Origin of the sequence: Pseudotabrizicola alkalilacus (assembly GCF_003443995.1) — a bacterium.
Lineage (GTDB): Bacteria > Pseudomonadota > Alphaproteobacteria > Rhodobacterales > Rhodobacteraceae > Pseudotabrizicola > Pseudotabrizicola alkalilacus.
This window is the reverse complement of the sequence record NZ_QWEY01000002.1, coordinates 16,320-39,607: the sequence shown is the minus strand read 5'-3', so window position 1 is coordinate 39,607 and position 23,288 is coordinate 16,320. Positions and strand designations below refer to the sequence as shown.

At 63.4% G+C, this 23,288-nt stretch carries 24 protein-coding genes and 1 pseudogene; 16 read left to right on the top strand and 9 right to left on the bottom strand.

Annotation, left to right across the window (positions count from 1 at the left end):
• Positions 1–9: 9 nt before the first annotated feature.
• The 4 genes from D1012_RS04145 to D1012_RS04130 all read right to left on the bottom strand — a co-directional run bounded on the left by D1012_RS04145 (position 10) and on the right by D1012_RS04130 (position 4,158).
• A complete protein-coding gene (locus D1012_RS04145) occupies positions 10–537 on the bottom strand; it encodes an arsenate reductase (azurin) small subunit (RefSeq protein ID WP_118150102.1) in 528 nt (175 codons plus the stop codon).
• A 150-nt stretch (positions 538–687) separates the two neighbouring features.
• On the bottom strand, positions 688–1,893 hold the full coding sequence (locus D1012_RS04140) for a sigma-54-dependent transcriptional regulator (RefSeq protein ID WP_118150542.1): 1,206 nt from the start codon (positions 1,891–1,893) through the stop codon (positions 688–690).
• The gene (locus D1012_RS04135) at positions 1,886–3,313 is read right to left on the bottom strand and encodes an ATP-binding protein (RefSeq protein WP_118150101.1); all 1,428 of its coding nucleotides are present in this window, start codon (positions 3,311–3,313) and stop codon (positions 1,886–1,888) included. The genes D1012_RS04140 and D1012_RS04135 overlap by 8 nt, the downstream gene beginning before the upstream one ends.
• Positions 3,310–4,158 carry a PhnD/SsuA/transferrin family substrate-binding protein gene (locus tag D1012_RS04130; RefSeq protein WP_118150100.1) on the bottom strand — a complete coding sequence of 283 codons (849 nt, stop codon included), beginning with the start codon at positions 4,156–4,158 and terminating at the stop codon, positions 3,310–3,312. The genes D1012_RS04135 and D1012_RS04130 overlap by 4 nt, the downstream gene beginning before the upstream one ends.
• Positions 4,159–4,302: 144 nt before the next feature.
• Between D1012_RS04130 and D1012_RS04125 the strand changes: the two genes are divergently transcribed.
• The 3 genes from D1012_RS04125 to arsH are packed head-to-tail and all read left to right on the top strand — an operon-like array spanning position 4,303 to position 6,352.
• Complete coding sequence (locus tag D1012_RS04125; RefSeq protein WP_118150099.1) at positions 4,303–4,623, top strand: ArsR/SmtB family transcription factor; 321 nt, start codon at positions 4,303–4,305, stop codon at positions 4,621–4,623.
• The gene (gene arsB, locus D1012_RS04120; protein WP_118150098.1) at positions 4,620–5,639 is read left to right on the top strand and encodes an ACR3 family arsenite efflux transporter; all 1,020 of its coding nucleotides are present in this window, start codon (positions 4,620–4,622) and stop codon (positions 5,637–5,639) included. The genes D1012_RS04125 and arsB overlap by 4 nt, the downstream gene beginning before the upstream one ends.
• On the top strand, positions 5,636–6,352 hold the full coding sequence (arsH, locus tag D1012_RS04115; protein WP_118150097.1) for an arsenical resistance protein ArsH: 717 nt from the start codon (positions 5,636–5,638) through the stop codon (positions 6,350–6,352). The genes arsB and arsH overlap by 4 nt, the downstream gene beginning before the upstream one ends.
• Positions 6,353–6,409: 57 nt before the next feature.
• On the opposite strand, the pseudogene D1012_RS04110 reads toward arsH, so the two are convergent.
• Together D1012_RS04110 and D1012_RS04105 are read right to left on the bottom strand one after the other, a co-directional pair.
• A pseudogene (locus D1012_RS04110) lies at positions 6,410–6,653 on the bottom strand (transposase); the annotation flags it as partial.
• A 225-nt stretch (positions 6,654–6,878) separates the two neighbouring features.
• Complete coding sequence (locus D1012_RS04105; RefSeq protein ID WP_118150541.1) at positions 6,879–8,252, bottom strand: aminotransferase-like domain-containing protein; 1,374 nt, start codon at positions 8,250–8,252, stop codon at positions 6,879–6,881.
• 259 nt (positions 8,253–8,511) lie between these two features.
• Here D1012_RS04105 and D1012_RS04100 point away from each other — a divergent pair, with 259 nt between their 5' ends.
• The 9 genes from D1012_RS04100 to D1012_RS22915 all read left to right on the top strand — a co-directional run bounded on the left by D1012_RS04100 (position 8,512) and on the right by D1012_RS22915 (position 15,317).
• The gene (locus D1012_RS04100; RefSeq protein ID WP_118150096.1) at positions 8,512–8,994 is read left to right on the top strand and encodes an MSMEG_0572/Sll0783 family nitrogen starvation response protein; all 483 of its coding nucleotides are present in this window, start codon (positions 8,512–8,514) and stop codon (positions 8,992–8,994) included.
• Between the two features lie 54 nt (positions 8,995–9,048).
• Complete coding sequence (locus D1012_RS04095) at positions 9,049–10,020, top strand: Nit6803 family nitrilase (RefSeq protein ID WP_118150540.1); 972 nt, start codon at positions 9,049–9,051, stop codon at positions 10,018–10,020.
• Positions 10,013–11,116, top strand: a complete 1,104-nt coding sequence (locus tag D1012_RS04090) for an MSMEG_0568 family radical SAM protein (protein ID WP_118150095.1) — start codon at positions 10,013–10,015, stop codon at positions 11,114–11,116. The genes D1012_RS04095 and D1012_RS04090 overlap by 8 nt, the downstream gene beginning before the upstream one ends.
• Entirely contained in the window at positions 11,113–11,667 is a 555-nt protein-coding gene (locus D1012_RS04085) for an MSMEG_0567/Sll0786 family nitrogen starvation N-acetyltransferase (protein WP_118150094.1), read from the top strand. Before D1012_RS04090 ends, D1012_RS04085 begins: the two co-directional genes overlap by 4 nt.
• Positions 11,664–12,650, top strand: coding sequence for a sll0787 family AIR synthase-like protein (locus D1012_RS04080; RefSeq protein ID WP_118150093.1), 987 nt, complete (start codon positions 11,664–11,666; stop codon positions 12,648–12,650). The genes D1012_RS04085 and D1012_RS04080 overlap by 4 nt, the downstream gene beginning before the upstream one ends.
• Positions 12,643–12,924, top strand: a complete 282-nt coding sequence (locus D1012_RS04075) for an MSMEG_0570 family nitrogen starvation response protein (RefSeq protein WP_118150092.1) — start codon at positions 12,643–12,645, stop codon at positions 12,922–12,924. The genes D1012_RS04080 and D1012_RS04075 overlap by 8 nt, the downstream gene beginning before the upstream one ends.
• Positions 12,925–12,935: 11 nt before the next feature.
• Positions 12,936–14,204 carry an MSMEG_0569 family flavin-dependent oxidoreductase gene (locus tag D1012_RS04070; protein ID WP_233517015.1) on the top strand — a complete coding sequence of 423 codons (1,269 nt, stop codon included), beginning with the start codon at positions 12,936–12,938 and terminating at the stop codon, positions 14,202–14,204.
• Positions 14,201–15,007: a Pnap_2097 family protein gene (locus D1012_RS04065; protein WP_118150090.1), complete on the top strand. Its 807-nt coding sequence runs from the start codon at positions 14,201–14,203 to the stop codon at positions 15,005–15,007. Before D1012_RS04070 ends, D1012_RS04065 begins: the two co-directional genes overlap by 4 nt.
• Before the next feature lie 151 nt (positions 15,008–15,158).
• Positions 15,159–15,317, top strand: coding sequence for a DUF983 domain-containing protein (locus D1012_RS22915; protein ID WP_233517014.1), 159 nt, complete (start codon positions 15,159–15,161; stop codon positions 15,315–15,317).
• A gap of 176 nt (positions 15,318–15,493) precedes the next feature.
• Here D1012_RS22915 and D1012_RS04055 read toward each other — a convergent pair whose 3' ends face one another.
• Positions 15,494–16,489, bottom strand: a complete 996-nt coding sequence (locus D1012_RS04055; protein WP_118150089.1) for a tripartite tricarboxylate transporter substrate binding protein — start codon at positions 16,487–16,489, stop codon at positions 15,494–15,496.
• Positions 16,490–16,722: 233 nt separating this feature from the next.
• Between D1012_RS04055 and D1012_RS04050 the strand changes: the two genes are divergently transcribed.
• The 4 genes from D1012_RS04050 to D1012_RS04035 all read left to right on the top strand — a co-directional run bounded on the left by D1012_RS04050 (position 16,723) and on the right by D1012_RS04035 (position 20,366).
• A complete protein-coding gene (locus D1012_RS04050) occupies positions 16,723–17,445 on the top strand; it encodes an alpha/beta fold hydrolase (protein WP_118150088.1) in 723 nt (240 codons plus the stop codon).
• A complete protein-coding gene (locus tag D1012_RS04045) occupies positions 17,445–18,146 on the top strand; it encodes a substrate-binding domain-containing protein (RefSeq protein ID WP_118150087.1) in 702 nt (233 codons plus the stop codon). Before D1012_RS04050 ends, D1012_RS04045 begins: the two co-directional genes overlap by 1 nt.
• Before the next feature lie 40 nt (positions 18,147–18,186).
• A complete protein-coding gene (gene pcaF, locus D1012_RS04040) occupies positions 18,187–19,389 on the top strand; it encodes a 3-oxoadipyl-CoA thiolase (protein ID WP_118150086.1) in 1,203 nt (400 codons plus the stop codon).
• An 83-nt stretch (positions 19,390–19,472) separates the two neighbouring features.
• Complete coding sequence (locus tag D1012_RS04035; protein ID WP_118150085.1) at positions 19,473–20,366, top strand: LysR substrate-binding domain-containing protein; 894 nt, start codon at positions 19,473–19,475, stop codon at positions 20,364–20,366.
• 30 nt (positions 20,367–20,396) lie between these two features.
• Here the strand turns inward: D1012_RS04035 and D1012_RS04030 are convergent, their stop codons facing one another.
• Together D1012_RS04030 and D1012_RS04025 are read right to left on the bottom strand one after the other, a co-directional pair.
• Positions 20,397–22,463: an acetate--CoA ligase family protein gene (locus D1012_RS04030; RefSeq protein WP_118150084.1), complete on the bottom strand. Its 2,067-nt coding sequence runs from the start codon at positions 22,461–22,463 to the stop codon at positions 20,397–20,399.
• A gap of 7 nt (positions 22,464–22,470) precedes the next feature.
• Entirely contained in the window at positions 22,471–23,271 is an 801-nt protein-coding gene (locus D1012_RS04025; RefSeq protein WP_118150083.1) for an enoyl-CoA hydratase/isomerase family protein, read from the bottom strand.
• Positions 23,272–23,288: the final 17 nt, after the last annotated feature.

The following is a 23,288-nucleotide window of genomic DNA, read 5'->3' as shown; positions in this document are numbered from 1 at the left end:
ATCGCCCCCTTACCCTTCCAACACGTTGGACAGACGGCCATAAATCAGCTCGTCCGCGCCCATCGCATAGATGTCGCCCTTGTCGTCCACGCGCAGCGTGAATTGCGGCAGGTTCTGCGTGGCGTGTCCCCAGACCTGCTGGCCGCCTTTTTCACAGTCAAACCTGCTGAAATGGCCGGGGCAGTTCAGGGTTTTGTCTGCGGCATGGTAGGACATGTAATAGCCCTTGTGCGGGCACAGCACCGAATAGGCGACGATATCGCCATCCGGGCCAGCCCCGCCTTCGACCGGGCTGCCGATTTTCAGCAAGATGCCGGGGCTGTCGGCATCGGGGTAGCCGATATCCATCGGCTCGTTCACCACCAGATCCGCGATATTGCCCAGCCGGTTCGACGGATAATCCACCATCGCCCGCGCCTGCTGCGCCTGTGCCTGCCCCGCAGGCAACACTGTCGCTGCCGCCGCCCCTGCCACGCCGAGAACACCCCCGCGCAGGAACTGACGGCGGCCGACATCGACCAACCGATTGCATTTCATGGTAGCTGAACCTCCCGTGGCTGCCTTTCCGCAAGGATAGAGGAGAGGCGGAGGCCAAAGCCACGGCGCAACGGGCGGCGCTGCGCTGCGGCAAGCCGTTCTGATTGCGCACAAATTTCAGGCGTTCGGATTTCCGAACATGCAAAGGGGTCAGAGCTCCAGCTTTTGCATCTTTTCCCACAGGGTCGTGCGCGACACCCGCAGCAGCTTTGCCGCCTCGCCGACCTGCCCCCCGGTGCGGTCCAGTGCAGCCACAATCTGCGCCCGTTCCGCCGCATCGCGCACCTCGGCCAGCGAGCGCATTGCCTCTTCGACAGCGCGTTCGGGGAACAGGTCCGAGGTCAGCACCATATCCCCCGTCGCCGCTTCTGTCGCGCGGATCAGACGCGCGCGCACCTCTCGTCCGTTGCCCGGCCAGTCATGCGCCCGGATCGCTTCTTCTGCAGTGGCCGCAATACTGGTCAGCGGCTCTGCCCGTCGCGCGTTGAATGCGGGGAACAGCTGCGCCGCCAGCCAGACCGCATCATCCGGGCGGTCCGCCAGCGGTGGCACCACGATTTCGTGGGCGCGCAGCAGTGATAACAGATCCGACCGCAGGCTTTGCCCATCCCCGGCCCCGTGCGGCCCGAGGGTGGCGACCAGTCGGAATCGGGGGGCCGCCAGTGCCGCCATCAGCGCATCCTGTGCTTCCGCGTCCAGCCGGTCGATCCCGATGATGACCAGCGAGCCTTCGTCAGCCTTGTCCACTGCAGTATGCACGGCATCTTCCCCGACCGTATCGCGCAGGGCGTTGCAGACCACCATCGGCGCCGCCTTGCGATCCGACAGATCATGCACCCGCCGTGCCAGCCGCAGTTTGCCAAGGCCCGGAGCACCCCGGATCAGCAAAGCCGTCTCGCGGATTGCCGCGTCTGCAACCTGCCGGTCCACGGTCTGCGCGGCGGTGCTGATGCCGGTTTCGGGCGGCATCTCCTGATCCGCGCGCGGCCGCATGACCGTGGCAAGGCGCTGCAGGAACTTCGTGATCTCAAACGGTTTGGTGATGTAATCCGCCGCCCCCGACCGGATCAGGCGCACGGCCTGATTGATCCCGCCCTCACCGGTGATGAACAGAAATGGCGGCGGGTGGCCGGTGCGGGTCAGGGTGTCGTACAGCTCTTCTCCCGACCCGTCGGGCAGACGGATATCGCAGATCACGGCATCCAGCACTTTGCGCGGGGTGCGGATGGCGGGCAAGGCGCGGGCGATGCCACGGTGCCATTGCACCTCGGCCCCCTCCAGCGTCAGGCGCTGGACCAGAGACGCGCCCATGATCTCGTCATCTTCGACCAGCACAATGCGGCGGCCTTCAAGCATGGTTGCCACCATGGACCGGCAGATCGACCCGGATCACCGTCTGTTCCCCCATCCGGTCATGATGCACTGTGCCGCCCAGACCGGCCACAATGTCATGCACCAGCCGCAGCCCCACGCCGCCGCCCGGTGGCAATGGCCCTGAGGCCAGAAGTCGTGCCAGATCAGCGTCAGTCATCGCGGCACCGGTGTTGGTGACCGTGATCGACAGGCCATCGCCGCCGTTGGCGACGGTCAGGCCAACCCGCCCGTTCAGCCCCGCCGCCGCCCCGGCGTTCAGCAGAAGGTTAAGGGCCACCTGCCGGACCGGAGCCGCAGGTTGCCAGGCGAGTGCTGTCGCACCCGCATGCACCTGCCAGTCCAGCGTCTGAGAGTGGCTGAGCGCCTCAGGCTCGAACAAGAGTCGCAGATCGTCAAAATCCTCGGGCCGCAGCGGTTGGCCTGCCCGGTTCAACCGGTTCTGGTCCAGAATGGCGCGCGTCACATCGCGCAGATGGCCAAGGCCGCGCTGCATCAACTCGGCCGACTGGCGCACAACATCGGGCCGGTCCGCATAGGTGTGGATGGTGTCAGCGGCATTCAACAGGCCGCCCAGCGGGTTGTTCACCTCATGCGCCAACGACGACGACAATCGCCCAAGGCTGACAAAGCGTTCACGATCCGCCAGCCTGCGTTCAGCTTCGGCGCGTTCCCCGACGGCGGTGGTCATGTGGTTATAAGTTGCGATCAATTGCGCCAACCCAGGATCACCGTGCGGGATCTCTGTTTCAGGGATCGGGCGCGGCGCGCCGCCCGACGCATCCATCGCCTGCACCAGTGCGCCCACCGGCCGCAGGATGCGGGCGACGGCCAGCCAGCCCCCGAAAGCCAGAACCGTCGTCGCCAAAGCGTTGCCGACCAACAGCCAAAGTGCCACACGACGGCGTTCGGCCAGAAGGTCGGTCACATCCAGCTCGGTCACGATGCCACCGATGGTACGGCCCTGATACAGCAACGGCGCCGCGACCCGCAGAACCGGATCGCCGGTCATCCGGACCGCTTGCGGCGCGACTGCATCCCGTTCGAAATCCGTGGCATCGGCCCCCACCGGCACACGGCGCGGATCGGTCGCCGCCAGAACATGGCCCCGCTCATCCGCCACCAGGGTCAACAACAGCCGCTGGCCTTCGCTGCCCGCCCTTGCACGGTCGAGGATGTCATAGACCTCCCAGACATCCTGCCGCAGAACCGACGGCCCAAGGGCCACCGACAGGCCTTCGACATGCAGCCTTGCCGTCTCGGACAAGCGCGCATCCTGCACCCTGCCAAGGGTCGAAAGCACACTCTGACTGGCCATCACCCCCATAAGGATCATCAGCGCTGCCGTGATCAGCGGCACGCGCACCGTAACAGGAAGGTTCCGGAACCGTGGCAGCGATGTCATCCGCCCCCCAGAACCGCCATGCGCAAGGCGATGCCATCAAACAGCGATGGCCCGGCCGCCTGGACACTGTCAAGATACAAGAGCCGCAGCACCGCTTGCCCCTGACTGGTCTGGTCAAGACCCTGAAGCGCTGCGGCGCAGGCGGCGACCCCGGCCTCTTCCATACGGTCGCGGCGCGCGACAAAGGGGGGAAATCCCAGCATCTCGGACCGCGAGATCACGCGTGTCCGGGCGGTCAGATCAGGTTCAACACTGTTCAGAACCTCCCACACATAGCCGTCAACACTGCCCGACCGGGTCAGCCCGCCGGCAACGGCCCGGACGACATTGCGGTGGCCATAGGTGAAAATCGCCCGCGAGAAGAACCGGTCCGGTGTCTCCCCCATCCGCGCCAGGTCCGACGCGGTGACAAGATAGCCAGAGTTGCTATCGGGATCGGAAAAGGCATGCGCGCCGCCGCGCAGGTTGCCAAGGCTTGTGGCCGGATCATCTGCCGCTGCAATCAGGTAAGACTGATACAGCGGCTCGCCCCGCCACACCGGCACCCCGATCAGCGATAAATCTGCCCGGTGCTGCAAAAACGGATAGCCGCAGGTCCAGGCCGCATCGACCGACCCGTCCAGCAATGCCCCACTGATTTCCTGATAGGTGCGCCGCTGAACCAGTTCGATATCCTGACCCATTGCGGCCATCAGTGCGGCCCGAAGCGATGAGATCACGGCGGCATCATTGTCCAGAAACACCGGGGTCAGCGCAAAGCGAAAGGGTGCGGCGGTCTGCGCGCGCACCATCGGTGCGGCGCAAGCAGCAACCCCCGTCAACATCGCCTCCCGTCGCGTCAGCATGTCATTCCCCCTGCTTTCGGAAAGTGCAGACCTCCCCTTGGTCAATACCCTGGCCCCTGGTGCAGATTGGCGCTTGCAGAGGCTGGCGTCAAATCGTAAATCGACGATAGTCGAACAAATCTTCTTTCATGATACGGGGCCACGATGTCTGCTGATGAAGCTCTTGCCACCCTCGCCAAGGCTTTGGCCCATCCGGCACGGATCCGCATTCTGCGTCTTCTGCTGGCCACGCCCGGCTGCATCGGCGGTGACATCGTCGGCGCAGTCGGCCTTGCGCAATCCACCGTGTCCGAGCATTTGCGCATTCTGAAAACCGCAGGTGTGATCACTGGCGAAATTGACGGCCCGCGCGTGTGCTATGCCTTGAACCCGGAGGCGCTGTCGCTGTTGGCCGATTTTGTCGCATCTCTGAAATCCCCAGAGACTGATGCCTGCTGCATCCCAAAGCCGAAAGCCCCATCATGAGCCTGTTTGAGCGTTACCTCACCCTCTGGGTCGCCCTGTGCATCATCGCCGGGCTGGTGCTTGGCAGCCTGATGCCGGGTGTCTTTGCCACTTTGGCAAGTCTGGAATACGCCTCGGTCAACCTGATCGTCGCGGTGCTGATCTGGGCCATGGTCTATCCGATGATGGTGGCCGTCGATCTGGGCTCACTCAAATCGGTCGGCCAGCGGCCAAAGGGGCTGATCATCACCGTTGTCATCAACTGGCTGATCAAGCCCTTCACCATGGCTGCTTTGGGCGTGCTGTTCTTCCAGCATGTCTTTGCCGGGCTGATCGACGGCACCAGGGCCCCGGAATACATCGCCGGGCTGATCCTGCTGGGCGCCGCCCCCTGCACCGCCATGGTCTTTGTCTGGTCACAGATGACAAAGGGCGATCCGAATTACACGCTGGTACAGGTCAGCCTGAACGATCTGATCATGGTTGTGGCCTTTGCCCCGATTGTCGCCTTCCTGCTTGGTGTCACCGATATTGCAGTGCCGTGGGAAACGTTGATCCTGTCCACCGTGCTGTATGTCGTGATCCCGCTGCTGGCGGGGCTGGTCACCCGCGCCGCCCTGCTGCGTCAGGGGGGCGAGGTCGCCGTAACCGCCTTTACCGCCCGGATCAAACCCGCATCCATGCTGGGCCTGCTGCTGACCGTCGTGCTGCTGTTCGGTTTTCAGGGGCCGGTCATTCTGGCGCAACCCGGCCTGATCGCGCTTCTGGCGGTGCCGATCATCATCCAGTCCTATGGCATCTTTGCCCTCGGCTACGGGGCCGCCTATCTGTGGAAGCTGCCGCATAAAATCGCCGCCCCCTGCGCGCTGATCGGCACCTCCAATTTCTTCGAACTCGCGGTCGCGGTCGCCATCGGCCTGTTCGGCCTCAACTCCGGGGCAGCGCTTGTCACCGTCGTCGGCGTTCTGGTCGAAGTGCCGGTGATGCTGTCGCTCGTCGCCTTCGCCAACCGCACCCGCCACAGGTTCCCCTCATGACCGACACGCCCAATATCCCCGATGCGCTGCTGCCCGGCATCGACCACGCCGCCCTGCGCGCGCCCGCGCGAAAGACCCACGCGCCGCGCATCCTGATCCTGTATGGCTCGCTGCGCCCGCGCAGCTTCAGCAGGTTGTCGGGCGAAGAGGCCGGGCGCATCCTCACCCGTCTGGGGGCCGAGGTGCGGTTCTTTGACCCCTCCGGCCTGCCGCTGGTGGATGACGGCGTGGACGCCACGCACCCCAAGGTGCGCGAATTGCGCGAGTCGGTGACGTGGTCCGAGGGCATGGTCTGGTCCTCGCCCGAACGTCACGGCGCAATGACCGGCCTGATGAAAACGCAAGTGGACTGGATTCCGCTGTCCGATGGCGCGGTTCGCCCGACGCAGGGCAAGACGCTGGCGGTGATGCAGGTTTCGGGCGGATCGCAAAGCTTCAACGCGGTGAATCAGATGCGGATTCTGGGGCGCTGGATGCGGATGATCACCATCCCTAACCAATCCTCGATTCCCAAGGCGTTTCAGGAATTTGACGAGGCAGGCAGCATGCGCCCCTCACCGCTCTACGACCGGATCGTGGATGTGATGGAAGAACTGATGAAATTCACCCTGCTGACCCGCGACACATCTGCCTATCTGACCGACCGATATTCAGAACGCAAGGAAACCGCAGAGGCGCTGATGAAACGGGTGAATCTGTCAGCGGCAACCTGACAGGTCGGGACGAGGAAAATTGTTAAAAATCCCTTAGGGTCAGGACACGTTCTCGCGTCATAGCCAGAACATGACGGTTGCGGCGAGGGCGACGGCCGAAAGGAAGACCTTGGGGCACCTGACGTAGCGGGTGGCGACCCTGCGCCAGTCTTTCAAGACCGAACATGATCTCGATCCTGTTGCGGCGCTTGTCGTGCTTGATGGGTTTCCCGCGCGACTTCCGACCTGGGATGCATGGTTTTATCCCCTTGTCTTTCAACGCTTCCCTGAACCAGTCGGCGTCATAACCCCGGTCGGCCATCTGAGCGTCGGTCAGCCAGAAAAGGTTGCTCATGATCCAGTCTCCTTGCGGAGCTTGAAGCAGGCCGCGTCCGCAAGATCAATGGGTCCTGACCCTAGCTGCCTCGATGAGCGCTTATCCACCTTAGCAGGATGGTGCAAAGGCGATGTTACAGCATTTTGTCCAGAACGACCGTTGCGATAGCGACGCCTTGCCGAGCAACTCCGGACAAACCACCCGCTTTCGTCAGCCGAGCCAGGTTTCGCCATTCAAACCGTTGGCGAGGAGTGACAGACCGTTGCGCAGCCCTTCGCGGGTGATTGATCCGCCAAGGCAGATGCGCACGTGCTCATTAGGCGCGCCAAGAACGGTAAAGGCGTCCGAGGGCATCAGACCGATCCCATGCCCGTTCATCCGCCCCATCAACTCGGCACGGCTGACGCCGGCGGGCAACTTGAGCCAGATATTAAAGGCGTGCCTGTCAGCATCAAACTGAAAGCCATGCAGCACCTTCTCTGCCATATCCTGCCGGGCCGCGCTCTCGGCACGGATAAAGCGGCAGATGCGGTCGGCGGTGCCATCCTCGATCCAACGTGTCACAAGGGCCATCGACAAAGGCGAGGCCATGACATTGGCGACCCGCAACGACTGTGCCAACTGGTAAGAGGAACGACTGTCAGGCGCGATGGTAAAGGCAAGGCGCAAGCCGGCCCCGATGCATTTTGCAAGCCCGCCAATATGCCATGTCAAGGCAGGGACCAGCGTTGCAAACGGCGCGGGGGCATTTGGCTGCACAAATCCATAGGCATCATCCTCGATCAGAGGCAGGCGGTGGCGCTGAAGTATGTCGGCAATTTCCATGCGCCGCGCGGCTGGTATCGTTAGCGTAGTCGGGTTGTGTAGCGTGGGATTCAGATAGAGCGCCTTTGGCTGGTGCTTGAGAATTGCAGCCGACAGCGCATCGGGCAAAATGCCGGAGGCATCAACGGGCAGACCAATCAAGGTCAGACCCGCCCGCGCCGCGATGGACCGCAAACCGGGATAGGTGATCGCCTCGCACAGAATGGTATCGCCGGGCGAGGCGAGAATGGTGAGTACGGCCACCATGGTCGCATGCGCGCCGGGGGTAACCACAATGCGGTCCAGATTGGGAACCATGCCCCGCATCGACAGCCACGACAGCGCCGCTGCACGGTCCATTTCGGATCCTATGGTCGATTGATACCGCAAGAGCGGCACCAGATTGACAGCTACGGTTTCCAGGCCTGCGCGCATCGCGGCCAGCAGCGCCGGATCGTTCGGTTCCGGAGGCAGGTTCATCGACAGATCCTGCTCACGCGCACGCCGCGGATCAGCGGTCGGGCCAGTGGCAACGGGCCGGGCGCGGACAAACGTGCCGCGACCAACATGGCTTTCGACCAGACCACGCGCCTGGGCTTCGGTATAGGCGCGGCTGATCGTGGTGAAATCCAGCCCAAGAACTTCGGCAAGACGTCTCTGCGGCGGCAGCCTGTCGCCGGATGACAAAACACCGCTGTTCGCGTCGCGCTCAATCGCGTCGGCGATTTCCAGATAACGCGGCTTGCCATTGGTGCCGAGGGTGGGGACCCAGGTTTTCATGCTGTGCTCCGGCAGTTTCACATTGTCTGTCTTTGTATGCATCATCGCCGGAGTGTCAAATAGCAAGGCGATTCTGCCAGCCTGCGCCACTTCCGATCATCAACTGCCAGTTCCCTATCCAGAAGCGATCAATTTCAGCCCATGAATTCAGCGATTTTCGCAATCCCAATCTTTATTGTATGTATAATTGATTCAGATATTGATCGCATAAATGATCCCTGCACCCTGTTCTTATCCCAACGGAGAACAGGAGAGGCAGATGCCCACAGTCACCAAAGCAGCCCACAAGCCCGGCGATTACTTCGTCGATTATGAAAGCAAAGTATTCGAGGATGTGAAGGCCGAGCCGGGAGAAAAGGCGCTTGTGACCTTTCACACCATGGCATTTGAGGGCTCGATCGGGCTGGTCAACATCCTGAACGCCATCCGCCTGAACAAAAAGGGGTATGAAACCTCGATCCTGCTCTATGGCCCCGGCGTCTTGCTGGGGGTGCAGCGCGGTTTCCCCAAGATTGGCGACGAGGCGTTTCCGGGACACCAGAACTTCAACAAGAATCTCGAACGATTCATGGCCGAGGGTGGCAAGGTCTATGCCTGCCGGTTCGCGCTGCAGGCGCTGTACGGCGCGGGCGAGCCGTCGCTGATCCCCGGAATCACCCCGATCATGCCGCAGGACGTGCTGGACTGTGTGTTGCTGCACAAGAAAGCCAATGCCGTGATCATCGACACCTGGACGGTGTGAGCCCGTGCGGCCCGCCCCGCTGGGCGGGCCAATCTTTGCCAAATGGAGAACACCATGCCCCCCAAGCCCGTCATCCGCGCCGCTGCGGTGCAGATCGCACCCGACCTGACCTCGCGCGCGGGCACCATGGAAAAGGTGCTGAACACGATTGCCGATGCGGCAGGCAAGGGCGCGGAATTTATCGTCTTTCCCGAAACCTTTGTGCCCTATTACCCCTATTTCAGTTTCGTGCTGCCCCCGGTGCAGCAGGGGCCGGAGCATCTGCGGCTGTATGAGGAGGCGGTGGCGGTGCCATCGGCCGAGACCCGCGCGGTGGCCGAAGCGGCGCGCAAGCGGGGCGTGGTGGTGGTGCTGGGGGTTAACGAGCGCGACCATGGCTCGCTCTACAACACCCAGCTGATTTTCGATGCCGACGGGTCGCTGGCACTGAAACGGCGCAAGATCACCCCGACCTATCACGAGCGGATGGTCTGGGGTCAGGGCGATGGTGCCGGGCTGAAGGTGGTGGACACGGCGGTGGGACGCGTGGGGGCGCTGGCCTGTTGGGAGCATTACAACCCCCTCGCCCGTTATGCGCTGATGGCACAGCATGAGGAAATCCATGCGGCGCATTTTCCGGGCAGCCTTGTCGGGCCAATCTTTGGCGAACAGATCGAAGTGACAATGCGGCATCACGCGCTGGAGGCGGGGTGTTTCGTGGTCAACGCGACCGGCTGGCTGTCGGAAGAGCAGATCGCCAGCATCCACCCGGACCCCAAGCTGCAAAAGGGTCTGCGCGATGGCTGCATGACCTGCATCATCACGCCCGAGGGGCGGCATGCAGTGCCGCCGCTGACCAGCGGTGAGGGTATTCTGATCGCCGATCTGGACATGAAGCTGATCACCAAGCGCAAGCGGATGATGGACAGCGTGGGGCATTATGCGCGGCCCGAGTTGTTGCGGCTGCTGCACGATACACGCCCTGCCCTGCCGCGGGAGGACTGGGCCAATGAACCGATGGACATTGAGGAGCCGACAGATGCTTGACGCGGATCTGATCAACGAATTGCAGACCAAGGGCGCGCGGCTGGTGGACCCTTCGGCCGGGCACGAAAGCCGCAGAGGCGGTGCCGGACCATCGGACCACAAGGCGGTGACGCTGGCGGGGCAGACGGTGATGGTGCCGGTGCATACTGCGCCGGCGTTTCAAAGCCCCTATGTGATTGATGCGCCGGAGGGCACCCAGGGCGAGGCGCGCGTCTTGCGCAATGGGGCCGAAGTCGGGCGCATCCGCTTTCCCGGCCGACCCCGGTTCTATGATCTGAGCACGGCGGAGGGCATTCCCTATTCCAAGATCGCGGTGCTGCATGGCCGCGATGTGCTGGCGACCACGGTGCTGCAGACCTGCATCCGCTACGAGTCCCGCAAGAAAACCTGTCAGTTCTGTTCCATCGGGCAAAGCCTTGCTGCCGGGCGGACCATTGCCCACAAGACCCCGGCGCAACTGGCCGAGGTGGCAAAGGCGGCGGTGGAGTTGGACGGGATCAGGCATATGGTGCTGACCACCGGCACGCCAAAAGGCAGCGACCGGGGCGCACAGGTGCTGGCCGACTCTGCCCGCGCGATCAAGGCAGCGGTGGATCTGCCGATACAGGCGCAATGCGAACCACCCGAGGATGACATCTGGCATCAGCGCATGTTCGATGCAGGGGTAGATACGCTGGGAATGCATCTGGAGGCGGTGACGCCAGAGGTGCGGGCGCGGATCATGCCGGGCAAAGCATCGGTGCCACTGGAGAAATATTTCAGCAGCTTTGAGGCGGCGGTAAAGGTGTTCGGGCGCGGGCAGGTTTCCACCTATATCCTTGCGGGTCTGGGCGACACGGCAGAGGCCATTCTGGCGATGTCAGAAAAGCTGGTGACGATGGGGGTTTACCCGTTTGTCGTGCCCTTTGTGCCAATTTCGGGCACGCCACTGGAAAGCCACCCGGCGCCGACCTCAGCCTTTATGGCCTCGATCCTGCAACCCCTGTCGCAGATGACGGTGACAGGCGGGATGCAGGCCAGCGATATCAAGGCCGGGTGCGGCAAATGCGGGGCCTGCTCGGCGCTGTCCACCTATGAAAAGCTGAGGGTGGCATGACACATCTGACGCCTCAGGCCGACTTTCTGCAAAGCTACCTGATCTGCGCGGCAGGGGAGCCGCGGATGCAGGCGGGGGCGGCCGCCTTGCGCGAACGGGTGTTCGTGCAGGAACAAGCCGTGTTTGCGGGCCATGACCGTGACGCGATTGACGAGATCGCCCTGCCACTGGTCGCCATTGCCGAAGACGCGGCAGGCGGGCCACGGGTGGTGGGGACGGTTCGGATACATGAGGCGGCCCCCGGCATCTGGTGGGGCTCACGGCTGGCGGTTGCGCCGGAATGGCGGCGGGTTGGCAAGCTGGGGTCAGAGCTGATCCGGCTGGCGGTCGGCACGGCGCGGGCGCGCGGGGCGGTGGAATTTCACGCCCATGTGCAGCGGCAGAATGTAGTGCTGTTCCGCCGTCTGCATTGGGCGGTGGAGGCAGAGGTTGACCTGCATGGCCGCCCGCATGCGCATATGCTGGCAAGTCTTGCGCATTACACCCCCATCGAAGACCCCGCCGCCGGGTGGCGGATCACTGCCCCCGGCCCGGTGGAGGGCGGCGCATGACCGTCGATGCGATTGCTGCTGAACTGGCGGCGCATCCCTCGATTCTGGGCAAGCTGGATATTGCCGGGGCGACCCGCGCGCTGGGGCTGAGCGGGAACAGCACCGGCCGGCCCGGCGATGATGCCGCAGCCTTGCCCCGGCCCGAAGGTGGCTGGGATCTGTTTGCCGCCGAGGCGTTCATTCCGGCCTTTGTTGCCGATGATCCGTGGTTTGCAGGCTGGTGCGGCGTGATGGTGAACCTGTCGGATATTGCCGCAATGGGCGGGCAGGCCACTGCGATCACCGATATGATCTGGGCCCCCGATGCGGCCAGTGCGGCGCCGGTGCTGGAGGGGTTGTTCGCCGCGTCAAAGGCCTACGGGGTGCCAATTGTCGGCGGGCACACCAACTTGCGCGCGCCATCACTGAACCTGTCGGTCGCGGTGACCGGGCGGGCGCGGGCGCTGATCTCCAGCTTTGCCGCGCGGCCGGATGACATGCTGATTGCGGTGGTTGATCTGCGTGGCGCGTGGCGGCCCCGGTTTGACAACTGGTTCGCCGCTACTGATGCGCCGGCAAGCCGATTACGCGGTGATCTGGCCTTGCTGCCGGAACTGGCCGAGTCGGGGTTGGTACGGGCGGGCAAGGATATCAGTCAGGGCGGAATTGCCGGGACCAGTCTGATGCTGGGCGAATGCTCTGGCTGCGGGTTCGAAATTGATCTGGACCGGCTGCCGATGCCGCCCGGTGTGGATATGGCGCGCTGGATGCGGGCCTTTCCCAGCTTTGGCTTTTTGCTGTCGGTACATCTGTCGGATGCGAAAGAGGTCTGCGCCCGCTTTGCCGACCGTGCGCTGGAAGCGGCGGTGATCGGTCGCGCGACGGCGGGATCTGCGATTGATCTGGTGCAGGGCGACGCGCGGGCGACGTTCTGGGACTGGCAGCAGCGGCCCTATCTGGCGCTGGGACCGGGCCAGCCGGTGCGGGAGGTGCATCATGCCTGAGGTGATTTTTCACATCCGCTGGCCGGACGGGGTGGAAGAGCAGTACTATTCGCCCTCGACCATCATCCGCCAGCATCTGATCGCAGGGGAAAGCTACCCGCTCGATGAGTTTGTCGCGCGTGCCCGTGCCGGACTGATCGAAGCCTCGGACCGGGTGGCGCTCAAATACGGGTTCGCCTGCTCCAGTGCGATGGATCAGCTGGCCCGGATCGAGGCCACGGCCCGCCGCTATCATCAGGATGACGCACCCGTCACCTGCCTGTCCCTTCAATGAAAGTCCTGCCCATGTCTGTTCATGACACAGCCGTTCCGCATATTCCTGTCGTCATCATCGGTGGCGGTCAGGCCGGTCTATCCGTCAGCTGGTATCTGAGCCGGGACGGGATGGATCACATCATCTTTGAACGGCACAAGCGGTTTCAGTCGTGGCGGGAGAACCGCTGGGACAGCTTCTGTCTGGTGACGCCGAACTGGCAATGCCGCCTGCCGGGCTATCCGTATGAGGGCGGTGACCCGGACGGGTTCATGCTGCGTGATGAGATTGTGGAGTATCTCGACGGGTTCAACGCCAGCTTTGATCCGCCTGTGCGCGAGGGTGTTTCAGTGACGCGAGTGGCCCCGCTGGCGGATGGCTGCTACCGGGTGGAAACAACGGCGGGTGTCTGGACCTGCGGGCAGGTGGTGGTGGCGACGGGGGGCTATGACCAGCCGATTGTGCCGCCCTATGCGAGCGCCATCGCGCCGGAGGTGGTACAGATGCATTCGGTCGATTACCGCCGCCCGGCGCAACTGCCCGAGGGTGGCACGCTGATCGTCGGCACCGGGCAATCGGGCGTGCAGATCATGGAGGATTTTCACCGGGCCGGGCGCGATGTGCATCTGGCGGTGGGGCCAGCGCCGCGCAGCCCGCGCAAGTACCGGGGCCGCGATGCGACGGACTGGCTGCATGACATGGGGCATTACGCGATCACGATTGACCGCCACCCCGATCCGGTCAAGGCGCTGACACAGACCAACCACTATATGTCGGGCCGGGATGGCGGCAAGGAGATCGACCTGCGGCGCTTTGCGGTGGAGGGGGTGCGGCTCTATGGCTCGATGGCCGGGGCAGAGGGCACCCAGTTGCGGTTCCTGCCCGATCTGGAAAAGAACCTCGATGACGCTGATCGCAGCTATTGCGGCATCCGCGATCAGATTGACAGCTGGATCACCGCGCAGGGGATTGAGGCTCCGGTTGAGCCACCGTTTCAGAAAGTGTGGCGACCCGAGGTTGAGGTGACGCAGATCGACTGTGCGGCGCTTGGGATCACCTCGATCATCTGGGCCATCGGGTTCCGGCCCGACTATGGCTGGCTGGAGGTGGATTGCTTTGACCCCGATGGCCGCCCGCTGTACCGGCGCGGGGTGACGCAGGTGCCGGGTGTGTATTTCATCGGCTTGGGCTGGCTGAACACCTGGGGCTCGGGGCGGTTTCTGGGGATTGACGAGGATGCGCGCTATCTCGCGGAACAGATCGCGGCACAGGCCCTGATCGGAGCGCAGGCGGCGGAATGAAGCACGAAACCTTTGCGCGCGGCGACACATTGGAGCAGCGCCGTCTGGGAATGGCGGAATGCGGCTGGCGCGGGCTGTCCGAGGGCTGGTTGCTGCGTCACCTGGGCGATGTGCATTGGCGGCAGATCGCAGATGCGATGGGGCAGCAGGCCGCGGTATTTCACGACACAAGCGGCGCGCCGGTCTATGCGGCGTTCTGCGCGATCTCGGAACGGATTGTACGGCCCGAACGGGCGCGGCCGGGTGCGGTCCTGACCATTGCCTCGCGCTTGCGGCGGTTGTCGCCGACGCGGCTGATCTCGTTTCACAGCCTTGATATCGACGGCGGATCCTTTGCCGATGTCACCCTGATCACCGCGTTCATACGCCATGGGGAAACGGGCGGGAATGCCCAGATCCGCCGGGCGCAGCCGCTGGGTCAACTCGATCTGCCGATGATGGAGGCCGGGGCGGATGACGGTTTTGTCGAAGTGGCGGCGCGGCTGTATCGCGAAAAGGTGGTAGATACCCCTGCCCCGATGGTAGATGTGACCCCCTGCCCGATAACCGAATTCAACGCCGCGGGGCTGCTCTATTGCGCGAATTATCCGGCATTGGCAGATCGGGCGGAATGGGCGCTGTGGCCTGCGCAGGCACAAGGGCTGCTGACCATGCGCAAGATTGTCTATCTGGGCAATGTTGATGCGGGGGCGCCGGTCACGGCACGGCTGTGGCGCGACCCGCAAAGGCCGACCCGGCACAACGTGTCGCTTGCCTCGCAGGGGCGGGTGATTGCCCGGATCATCACCGAGAAGTTGTGTTGATTGGTCGCATCTCCTCCGATTGACTGGATTCATCGATTGAATACATTCCGATCAATCACAGAAGACCGCTGATGCAGAACGATCAGCGCCAGTGAAAGCCGCCATGCTGAATGGCCTGCGGCACCGGTGCCCGAATTGCGGTGAGGGCAGGTTGTTCACATCTTACCTGAAGGTCGCCCCCGCCTGCGAGGTGTGCGGCCTGAGTTTTGCCGCGCAAAAGCCGGATAACGGTCCGGCCTATTTCACCATTCTGCTGATGTGCCACATCGCCGGTTTTCTGCTGCATTTCATGATTGTCTACAGCGATTAAGGGCCAATGGCGACGGCGCTTTTGATCACTGCCGTAGTTCTGACCGCCAGCCTGCTGCTATTGCCCCGGATCAAGGGGCTCATGATTGGCTGGCAATGGGCCGACCGGCTGCACGGGTTCTGAAACGCAAAACGCCCGCGCAGACCGCGCGGGCGCCCATCGCTTGTTCCGGTCTCTTACTGCGAAATGCCGACGGCTTGCAGCCCGACGCGCGCCACCTCGACAACGTTTTCGACAAAGGCCGCATATTCCGCCGGGCCGACCGTCAGGCCCTTGATACCTGCAGCGTTCTGAAATGTCTGAAACTCCGGTTTCTGCATCGCCTCGAACAGACCCTCTGCGATCTTTTGCTGGATGTCCGCAGGAATGTCCTTGGGGCCAAAGATGCCGCGCACATTGGCCCAGCTTGTATTCGCATCATAACCCAGTTCAGCAAAGGTCGGCACATCGGGCAGCGACGCCGACCGCTCTGCCGACAGGATGCCAAGCACGCGCAAACGCCCCGCTGCCACAAATTCCAGCACCGCATTCGGGTTCCCTGCGCCGATCTCGACATGCCCGCCCAGCACGTTTGTCACCGTCTCGGACGAGGCGTCAAAGCTGATCCAGTTCTGCTGGATGCCGGCCGATTCAAACACCAGATGCGAGGCAATGTTGGCAGCGGACCCAATCGGGCCAAAGCCGCCGATGGCAATCTGAGTGTCCTTGCCCCCGTAGGCGTCAACCACATCAGCAAAGGTCTTGAAGGGCGAGTCCTCTGACACATAAAGCAGGTAGGAATCTTCCTGCAGCAGCGCGATCCATGAGAAATCTTCGGGCGCAAAGGTTCCCGCGAGGTTGGTCTGCATTGCGGTGAAATGCGTCATGACGGAAACGCCGATTGTATGGCCATCCGGGGCGGCAGCGCGGATGGCCGCCATTTGGGTCGCGCCACCGCCACCGGGTTTGTTGACCACCACCACCGGTTGGCTGAACACCCCATGCGCCGCTGCTGCAAGGGTGCGGGCGAATACATCGGATGCCCCGCCAGGCGCGTTCAGCACCAGAAGTTCAATCGGCTTTGTCGGCCAGTCAGCGGCCGTCTGCGCCTGTGCGATGCCCGCACCGGCCAGGGTCATGCAGGCGATGCCAAGCGCGATTGCCAGCCTGCGGCCTGAAGTGAATAGTGTCATGTTGATCTCTCCCCGTTTTGAAATGGTGCTGAAGCCGGTACGCGGTATTGGTTCCGCCTGATCCAGACATTACGCTACCATTGTGCGATCACCACATGCAGATCACTTGGCCAATGACTGATCATTTGTTGGGCACGCCCGGCTATTCAAGACCAAGCTGCTGCCTTACCCTTCTGGTCATCACGCGCGCGGTGCGATCCCGGCACGCGGCCCCATTTTTCAGGAGATCACATATGTCCGACAGCGCAAACGTCCGCCCATTCGTTCTTGTCCATGGCGCCGGTCATGGTGGCTGGCTATGGGCCCGCGTCCGTGACCGGTTGACGGCCCAAGGGCACCGCGTCTTTACCCCGACACTGACGGGTCTTGGCGAGCGCTCGCATCTGCTGGACGCCTCGGTGACGCTGGAGACGCATATCACCGATGTGGTGAATGTCTTCGAATGGGAGGATCTGACCAACGCGGTTCTGGTCGGCCATTCCTACGCCGGCTGGGTGGTATCAGGCGCGATGGAGCAGCTGGAAAAGCGCGTCTCGGCACTGGTCTACCTCGATGCCTTCCTGCCCGATGACGGTCAGCGCGGCGTCGACTTCCTGAACGAAGCACAGACCGAAGCCTTTAACGCCGCCCGCGAAAAGGGCGAAATCTCGCGCCCCGGCCCGAACAGCACTGCCTTGCGCATTCAGCGCCCGGAAGATGCGGCATGGGTGGACAGCAAGATCACGCCGCAGCCCATCGGTGTGTCGCTGGACCCGGTAAAGTTGACCGGTGCGCGCGACCGCGTGGCGACCAAGCTGTATGTCCGCACACCGCTGTTCCCGCAGCCCCGGTTCGATGCGGCGCTGGCGCGGTGTCAGGCTGACCCCAGCTGGAAAACTGCGATCATGGAAAACTGCGGCCATGATCCGATGGTGGATGATCCGGACGCCGTGGTCGCCTTGCTGGAAGCGCTGTGATGGCCTTGCGTGTTCTGGGGCCAGAGGCATTCCGCCCGGCGCTGACTGCGCTGGCCGCCAGCTTTGCGCAACGGTCTGGGCACTCGGTTGACACAACCCTTGGCCCGGCCACCGGCCCCGCACCCGCGACAATCACCAGCCGTTTGGCGGCGGGAGAGGATCACGATGTGGTTCTGTTGCCTGCGGCCCTGACCGATCAGCAGATTGTCGCCGGGCGGCTCAGCCCCGAAGCGCGCGTCGACGTGATGCGCTCGATGGTGGCGCTGTGCGTGCGCGCCGGGGCACCCGTGCCCGATATCTCGACGCTCGGCTCCCTGCGTTCCGCCCTGCGAGCAGCCGGATCAATCGGCCTGTCGCAGGCAGGCAGCGGCAACTTTGTGCGCGATGTCTTGCTGGCGCGGCTGGACCTGTCCGGGCTTGCCTCCCGCTGCCAGACCATTACCGGCCAACCGGTCGGAGCTGCCGTGGCCGCGGGGGCGGTGGAGGTCGGCCTGCAACAATGGAGCGAGTTGTTGCAGGAAGACGGGATCACAGTGGCTGGCCCCCTGCCCGATGCCGCGCAGGGCAACACTGTGATTGCCGCCGCCACATTGGCTGGGCGCGAGGTGACCGACCTGCAACGTGCGTTTCTGACCTTTCTGCAATCAGACGCCGCCGCAGCCATTCTGCGGACCGCCGGGCTCCAGCCGGTGTCCGCCTGACCCTCCCCATTTCTGCTTGTGACACCCGAAAGGACCGCCCATGACCGAGGTTTTCATCTGTGACTATATCCGCACGCCGATTGGTCGCTTTGGCGGTGCGCTCTCTAGCGTGCGAGCCGATGATCTGGGGGCGGTGCCGTTGCGCGCAGTGATGGCACGGCACGATCTGGACTGGGCGGCGGTGGATGAGGTGATCTATGGCTGCGCCAATCAGGCGGGCGAAGACAACCGCAATGTCGCGCGCATGTCGCTGCTGCTGGCCGGGTTGCCCGAGACTGTGCCCGGCACCACGATGAACCGGCTCTGCGGCTCGGGCATGGATGCGGTGATCGCCGGGGCCCGTGCAATCAAGGCGGGCGAGGCCGGTCTGATCATCGCCGGCGGGGTGGAAAGCATGAGCCGCGCGCCATTTGTGATGCCAAAGGCGGAGTCGGCCTTTTCCCGCAGCATGGAGGTGCATGACACCACCATCGGCTGGCGGTTCATCAACCCGGCGATGACGGCGCAATATGGCGTCGATTCGATGCCAGAGACGGCGGAGAACGTGGCCGAAGATTTCAACATCTCCCGTGCCGATCAGGATAGCTTTGCGCTGCGGTCGCAGCAAAAGGCCGGGGCCGCAATCGCGAATGGTCGCCTCGGGCGCGAGATCACGCCGGTATCCATTCCGCAGCGCAAGGGCGACCCCCGGCTGGTCAGCACTGATGAACACCCCCGCCCCGACACCACGCTGGAGACGCTGCAAAAACTGCCCGCGCCGTTCCGCAAGGGCGGATCAGTTACCGCTGGCAATGCATCCGGCGTCAACGACGGGGCTGCCGCGCTGATCCTTGCCTCTGCCGCAGCGGCAGCACGGCATGGGCTGACCCCGATTGCGCGCATTCTGGGCGGCGCCACCGCCGGGGTTGCCCCGCGCATCATGGGCTTTGGCCCCGCGCCTGCATCGAAAAGGCTGATGGCGCGGCTTGGGCTGACACAGGCCGATTTCGACGTGATCGAACTGAACGAGGCTTTTGCCAGTCAGGACCTGGCCACATTGCGCGATCTGGGCATCGCAGATGACGACGCGCGGGTGAACCCGAACGGAGGGGCGATTGCACTGGGTCATCCGCTGGGCATGTCTGGCGCGCGCATCACCGGGTCGGCGGCGCTGCAACTGCAACTGACCGGCGGCAAACGCGCGCTTGCCTGCATGTGCATCGGCGTAGGTCAGGGTATCGCCATCGCGCTGGAGCGGATGTGACACTGGCCTGATTTTTATCCTTTTCCTCTGGAGGAGAGGGGAATAGGGTTTTCTTGCCGGATCGGAGGAGACATCGGCCCCCCATGCAGACAGCATTTCCGCCCCTGAACCCCTTGCGTACGTTTGAGGTGGCTGCACGCCTGTGCAGCCTGACACTTGCTGCCGAAGAGCTAAACGTTTCACAGGTGGCTGTAAGCCGTCAGGTCAAGGTGCTGGAAGAATATCTGGGCGTGATCCTGTTCCGCCGCCTGCATCGCGGGATCGAGCTGACAGATGAGGGGCGGCTTTTGTACGAGGGCGTCAGCCGGGCCTTCAACGATATTGCAAACGCCACTCGGCTGGTGTCGCGGCGAGGGCGGCGGGATATTCTGGCGATTCAGTCCTATACCACCTTTTCGCAACGCTGGCTGATCCCGCGGCTCACGCATTTTCACGATGCGCACCCGAGGATCGAGATCCGGCTCAGTTCCTCGATCATGCCGGTCGATTTCGAGACCCAGAACCTTGATGCCGCCATCCGCGCGGGAAAAGGCGATTGGGATGGGCTGCATTGTGAAAAGCTGGTCGATATCGAGCTGATCCCGATCTGCTCGCCCGCGTTTCAGCGCCAACATAACCTGCGCCACCCTGACGACCTGCGCCGGGTGCGGTTGTTGCATTCTATGGCGCGGCCGACCGATTGGCAGGCCTGGATCAAGCGGGCGGGGGCCAATGTCGACCCGACGCCGGGCATCCGGTTTGAAAGCTCTGCGCTGGCATATGAAGCTGCTGCGATGGACAGCGGGGTAGCACTGGCTGTCAAGGTCTTTGTGAAACGCCAGTTGCAGACGGAAAGCCTGATCGCGCCGTTTGATACGGTCTGCTTCAGCGGTGAAGGCTACTTCCTGACATGGCCAAAGACGGTGCCACCTTCACCGCCGCTGACCAAGTTCCTTGACTGGATGCGCGAAACGATGCGCAGCGAGGCAGAAGTTTAGGCCGCCCGTATCGTCGGGCGGCCCTGACTTTTAGCGCAGGACGATCAGGCTGTCCCCCGCGCGCGCGCCCTGACCTTGCGGCAGCACGAACACCGGGTTGATCTCGGCCTCTTCCAGCCGGTCGCCCAAAGTTTCCACCATATCGGCAAAAGACAGAACGGTATCCACCAGCGCGTCGATATCGGCGACCGGCTTGCCCCGGAAGCCCTTGAGCAACGCGCCTGCCTTGACCTCGTCGATCATGCTGCGCGCCTCGGCGCGGCTGATGGGCAAGAGCCGGATGGCCACGTCCTGATACAGCTCGGTCGTCACGCCCCCTGCTCCCAGCAGCAGGTAGTTGCCCAATTGCGGGTCGCGGTTGAAGCCCAGGATCATCTCGACCCCGCCTTTGACCATTTCCTGCACCAGAAACCCATCAACCTTGGCCGTGGTCGCCGCGCGCACCTTTTCCAGCATCTGCGCGCAGGTGGTGCCGACATCGGCAGGGGCCACGTTCAGCGCGACGCCGCCAACTTCGGATTTGTGCAGGATCTCGTTGGACAGGATCTTGATCACCACCGGACCGTCAAAGCCCTGTGCCGCTGTTGCTGCCTCTTCCGCAGTGGCGGCCACGACCTCACGGGTGACCGGCACACCGAACCGGGCAAACAGCGCCTTGGCATCTGCCTCGTTCAGCGATCCGGCGGGAATGTCGGAACAGTCGACGGCCTTTGCGCTGCGGGCCTCCGACACCTGCAGCGGTGCCACCGGCACCAATGCGGCCAGCGCCGAGGCACAGCTTTCGGGGGCGGCAAAGGCCGGGATGCCGCTGGAATTCAGATGGCGCACAATATGAGGCGCATCGGGGCTGACATAGGCCAGTATGGGTTTGTCGGTCAGGCTGAGAGACTCAAGCACCGGCTGAGCCACCAGATCAGGCTGAGCGATGGAGGACGATCCGACGACCACCGCAATGGCATCATAGGACGGGCTTTCCGCAAGAATTCGCAGGATCGACCGGAACAGATCGGGGCGCAGGCCCGCCAGCGTCACGTCAATCGGGTTGCGGTCCAGCGCGGCCTCTTTCAGCTCCAGCCCCAGAAGTTTGGCCGAGGTTTCCACATCGGGTGGCGGCATGTCGAGGCCCATCAGGCCCACATTGTCGGCCACCACAGTTGCGGCGCCCCCGGTCGAGGTAACAATCGCCACCCGCTTGCCCGCCATCACCCGGCCTTGCGCCAAAGCTGCGGGAATGTCGATCAGATCGGCAAAGGTCTGGGCGCGGATCACACCAAGCTGGGCGAACAGCGCGTCATAAACCTCATCCGCCCCCGCCAAGGCGCCAGTGTGCGACACCGCTGAGCGCGCCCCGGATTCCGACCGGCCCACCTTGTAGGCCACGATGCTCTTGCCTGCCGCAATCACCTTGACGGCAGCCTTGCGGAACGCGGCCACGTTGCGGATGGTTTCCAGATAGAGTGCGACCACCTGCGTCGCGTCATCCTCCGCCAGCGCGTCAAGGAAATCCGACACTTCCAGATCGGCCTCGTTCCCGGTCGCCACCAGCTTGGAAAACCCGATGCCCCGCGCCACGGCGCGCGACAAAAGCGAGCCAAGGATGCCACCGCTTTGCGACAGCAGCGCCACTTTCCCCACGGGGAAATCTGTCATCTCCATCGCGCCGCTGGCGGTCAGCGGGATGCGGTCTGTCAAGTTGACCAGCCCGATGGTATTGGGGCCAAGGATGCGCATATCGCCCGCCGCCTCGTGCAGCGCCGCTTGCAACGCGCGGCCCTCGTCCCCGGACTCGCCAAAGCCCGAGGCAAGAACCACCGCCGCCTTTGTGCCTTTGGCGGACAGATCGCGGACCGCTTCGATCACCCGGTTGGCACCGATCAGCACCAGTGCCAGATCCGGCACGTCGGGCAGATCAGCGGCAGAGGCATAGCTTTTCAGCCCGGCAATCTCATTATAGCGCGGGTTGATCGGGTAGATCGCGCCCTTATAGCCCTGCCCTTGCAGAAAGGCGATCGGTCGGCCGGTCAACTTTGCCGGGTCATTCGAAGCCCCGACGACAGCCACGCTTTTCGGGTTCAGGATGGCGGAAATCACACTCATATCAGGCTCACTTCGATGTCTTGTTCAGGAAATCTTCGACCGATGTGCGATGCTCGGCAGTGGTGTAGCAGACCGCTTGTGCCTGACGGCCCATGGCAAAGATCTCTTCGTCGCTGCGCTCGAAGGTCTTGTCGAGAATCTCTTTCGACAAGGCAATCGCAGTGGGTGATCCAAAGCTGAGTTCCTCGGCCCAGGTCTGCGCCGTGGCCTGCAATTCGTCAGCGCTGACGACGCGATCCACCAGACCAATCGTCAGGGCCTCGGTGGTTTCGACCACACGGGCCGAGAAGATCAGCTCTTTGGCGCGGGTCAAGCCGACGCGGCGCGGCAGAAAGTACATGCCGCCCCCATCCGAGACGAGGCCGCGTTTGATAAAGCTCATCGACAGTTTGGCCCCCTCGGCGGCGATGATGAAATCGCAGGCCAGCGCCATATCAAGGCCCAGGCCAAAGGCGGCGCCGTTGACCGCCGCGATCACCGGTTTGGTCACACCATGGATCGCGGCCACACCCCTGTGTGTGCTGCGCTGACGTTTCCAGCCGTTGAACGCGACCTCACCCGCCGGGGCATCCAACCGCCCGCGCATGCCGCCGATATCCCCGCCCGAGCAAAAGCCCTTGCCGGCACCGGTCAGGATGATGGCGCGCACTTCGGGATCGCGGTCGGCCTCAGAGAACGCCTCGATCAGCTCGGCACGCATCTTGTCATTGATTGCGTTGCGCACATCGGGGCGGTTGAGTGTGATGGTGGCGATGCCGTTGGTGTAGGCGATGGTGATGAATTCGGGAAGGTTAGCGGCGGTGTTCATCTGATGGGTTCCGATCG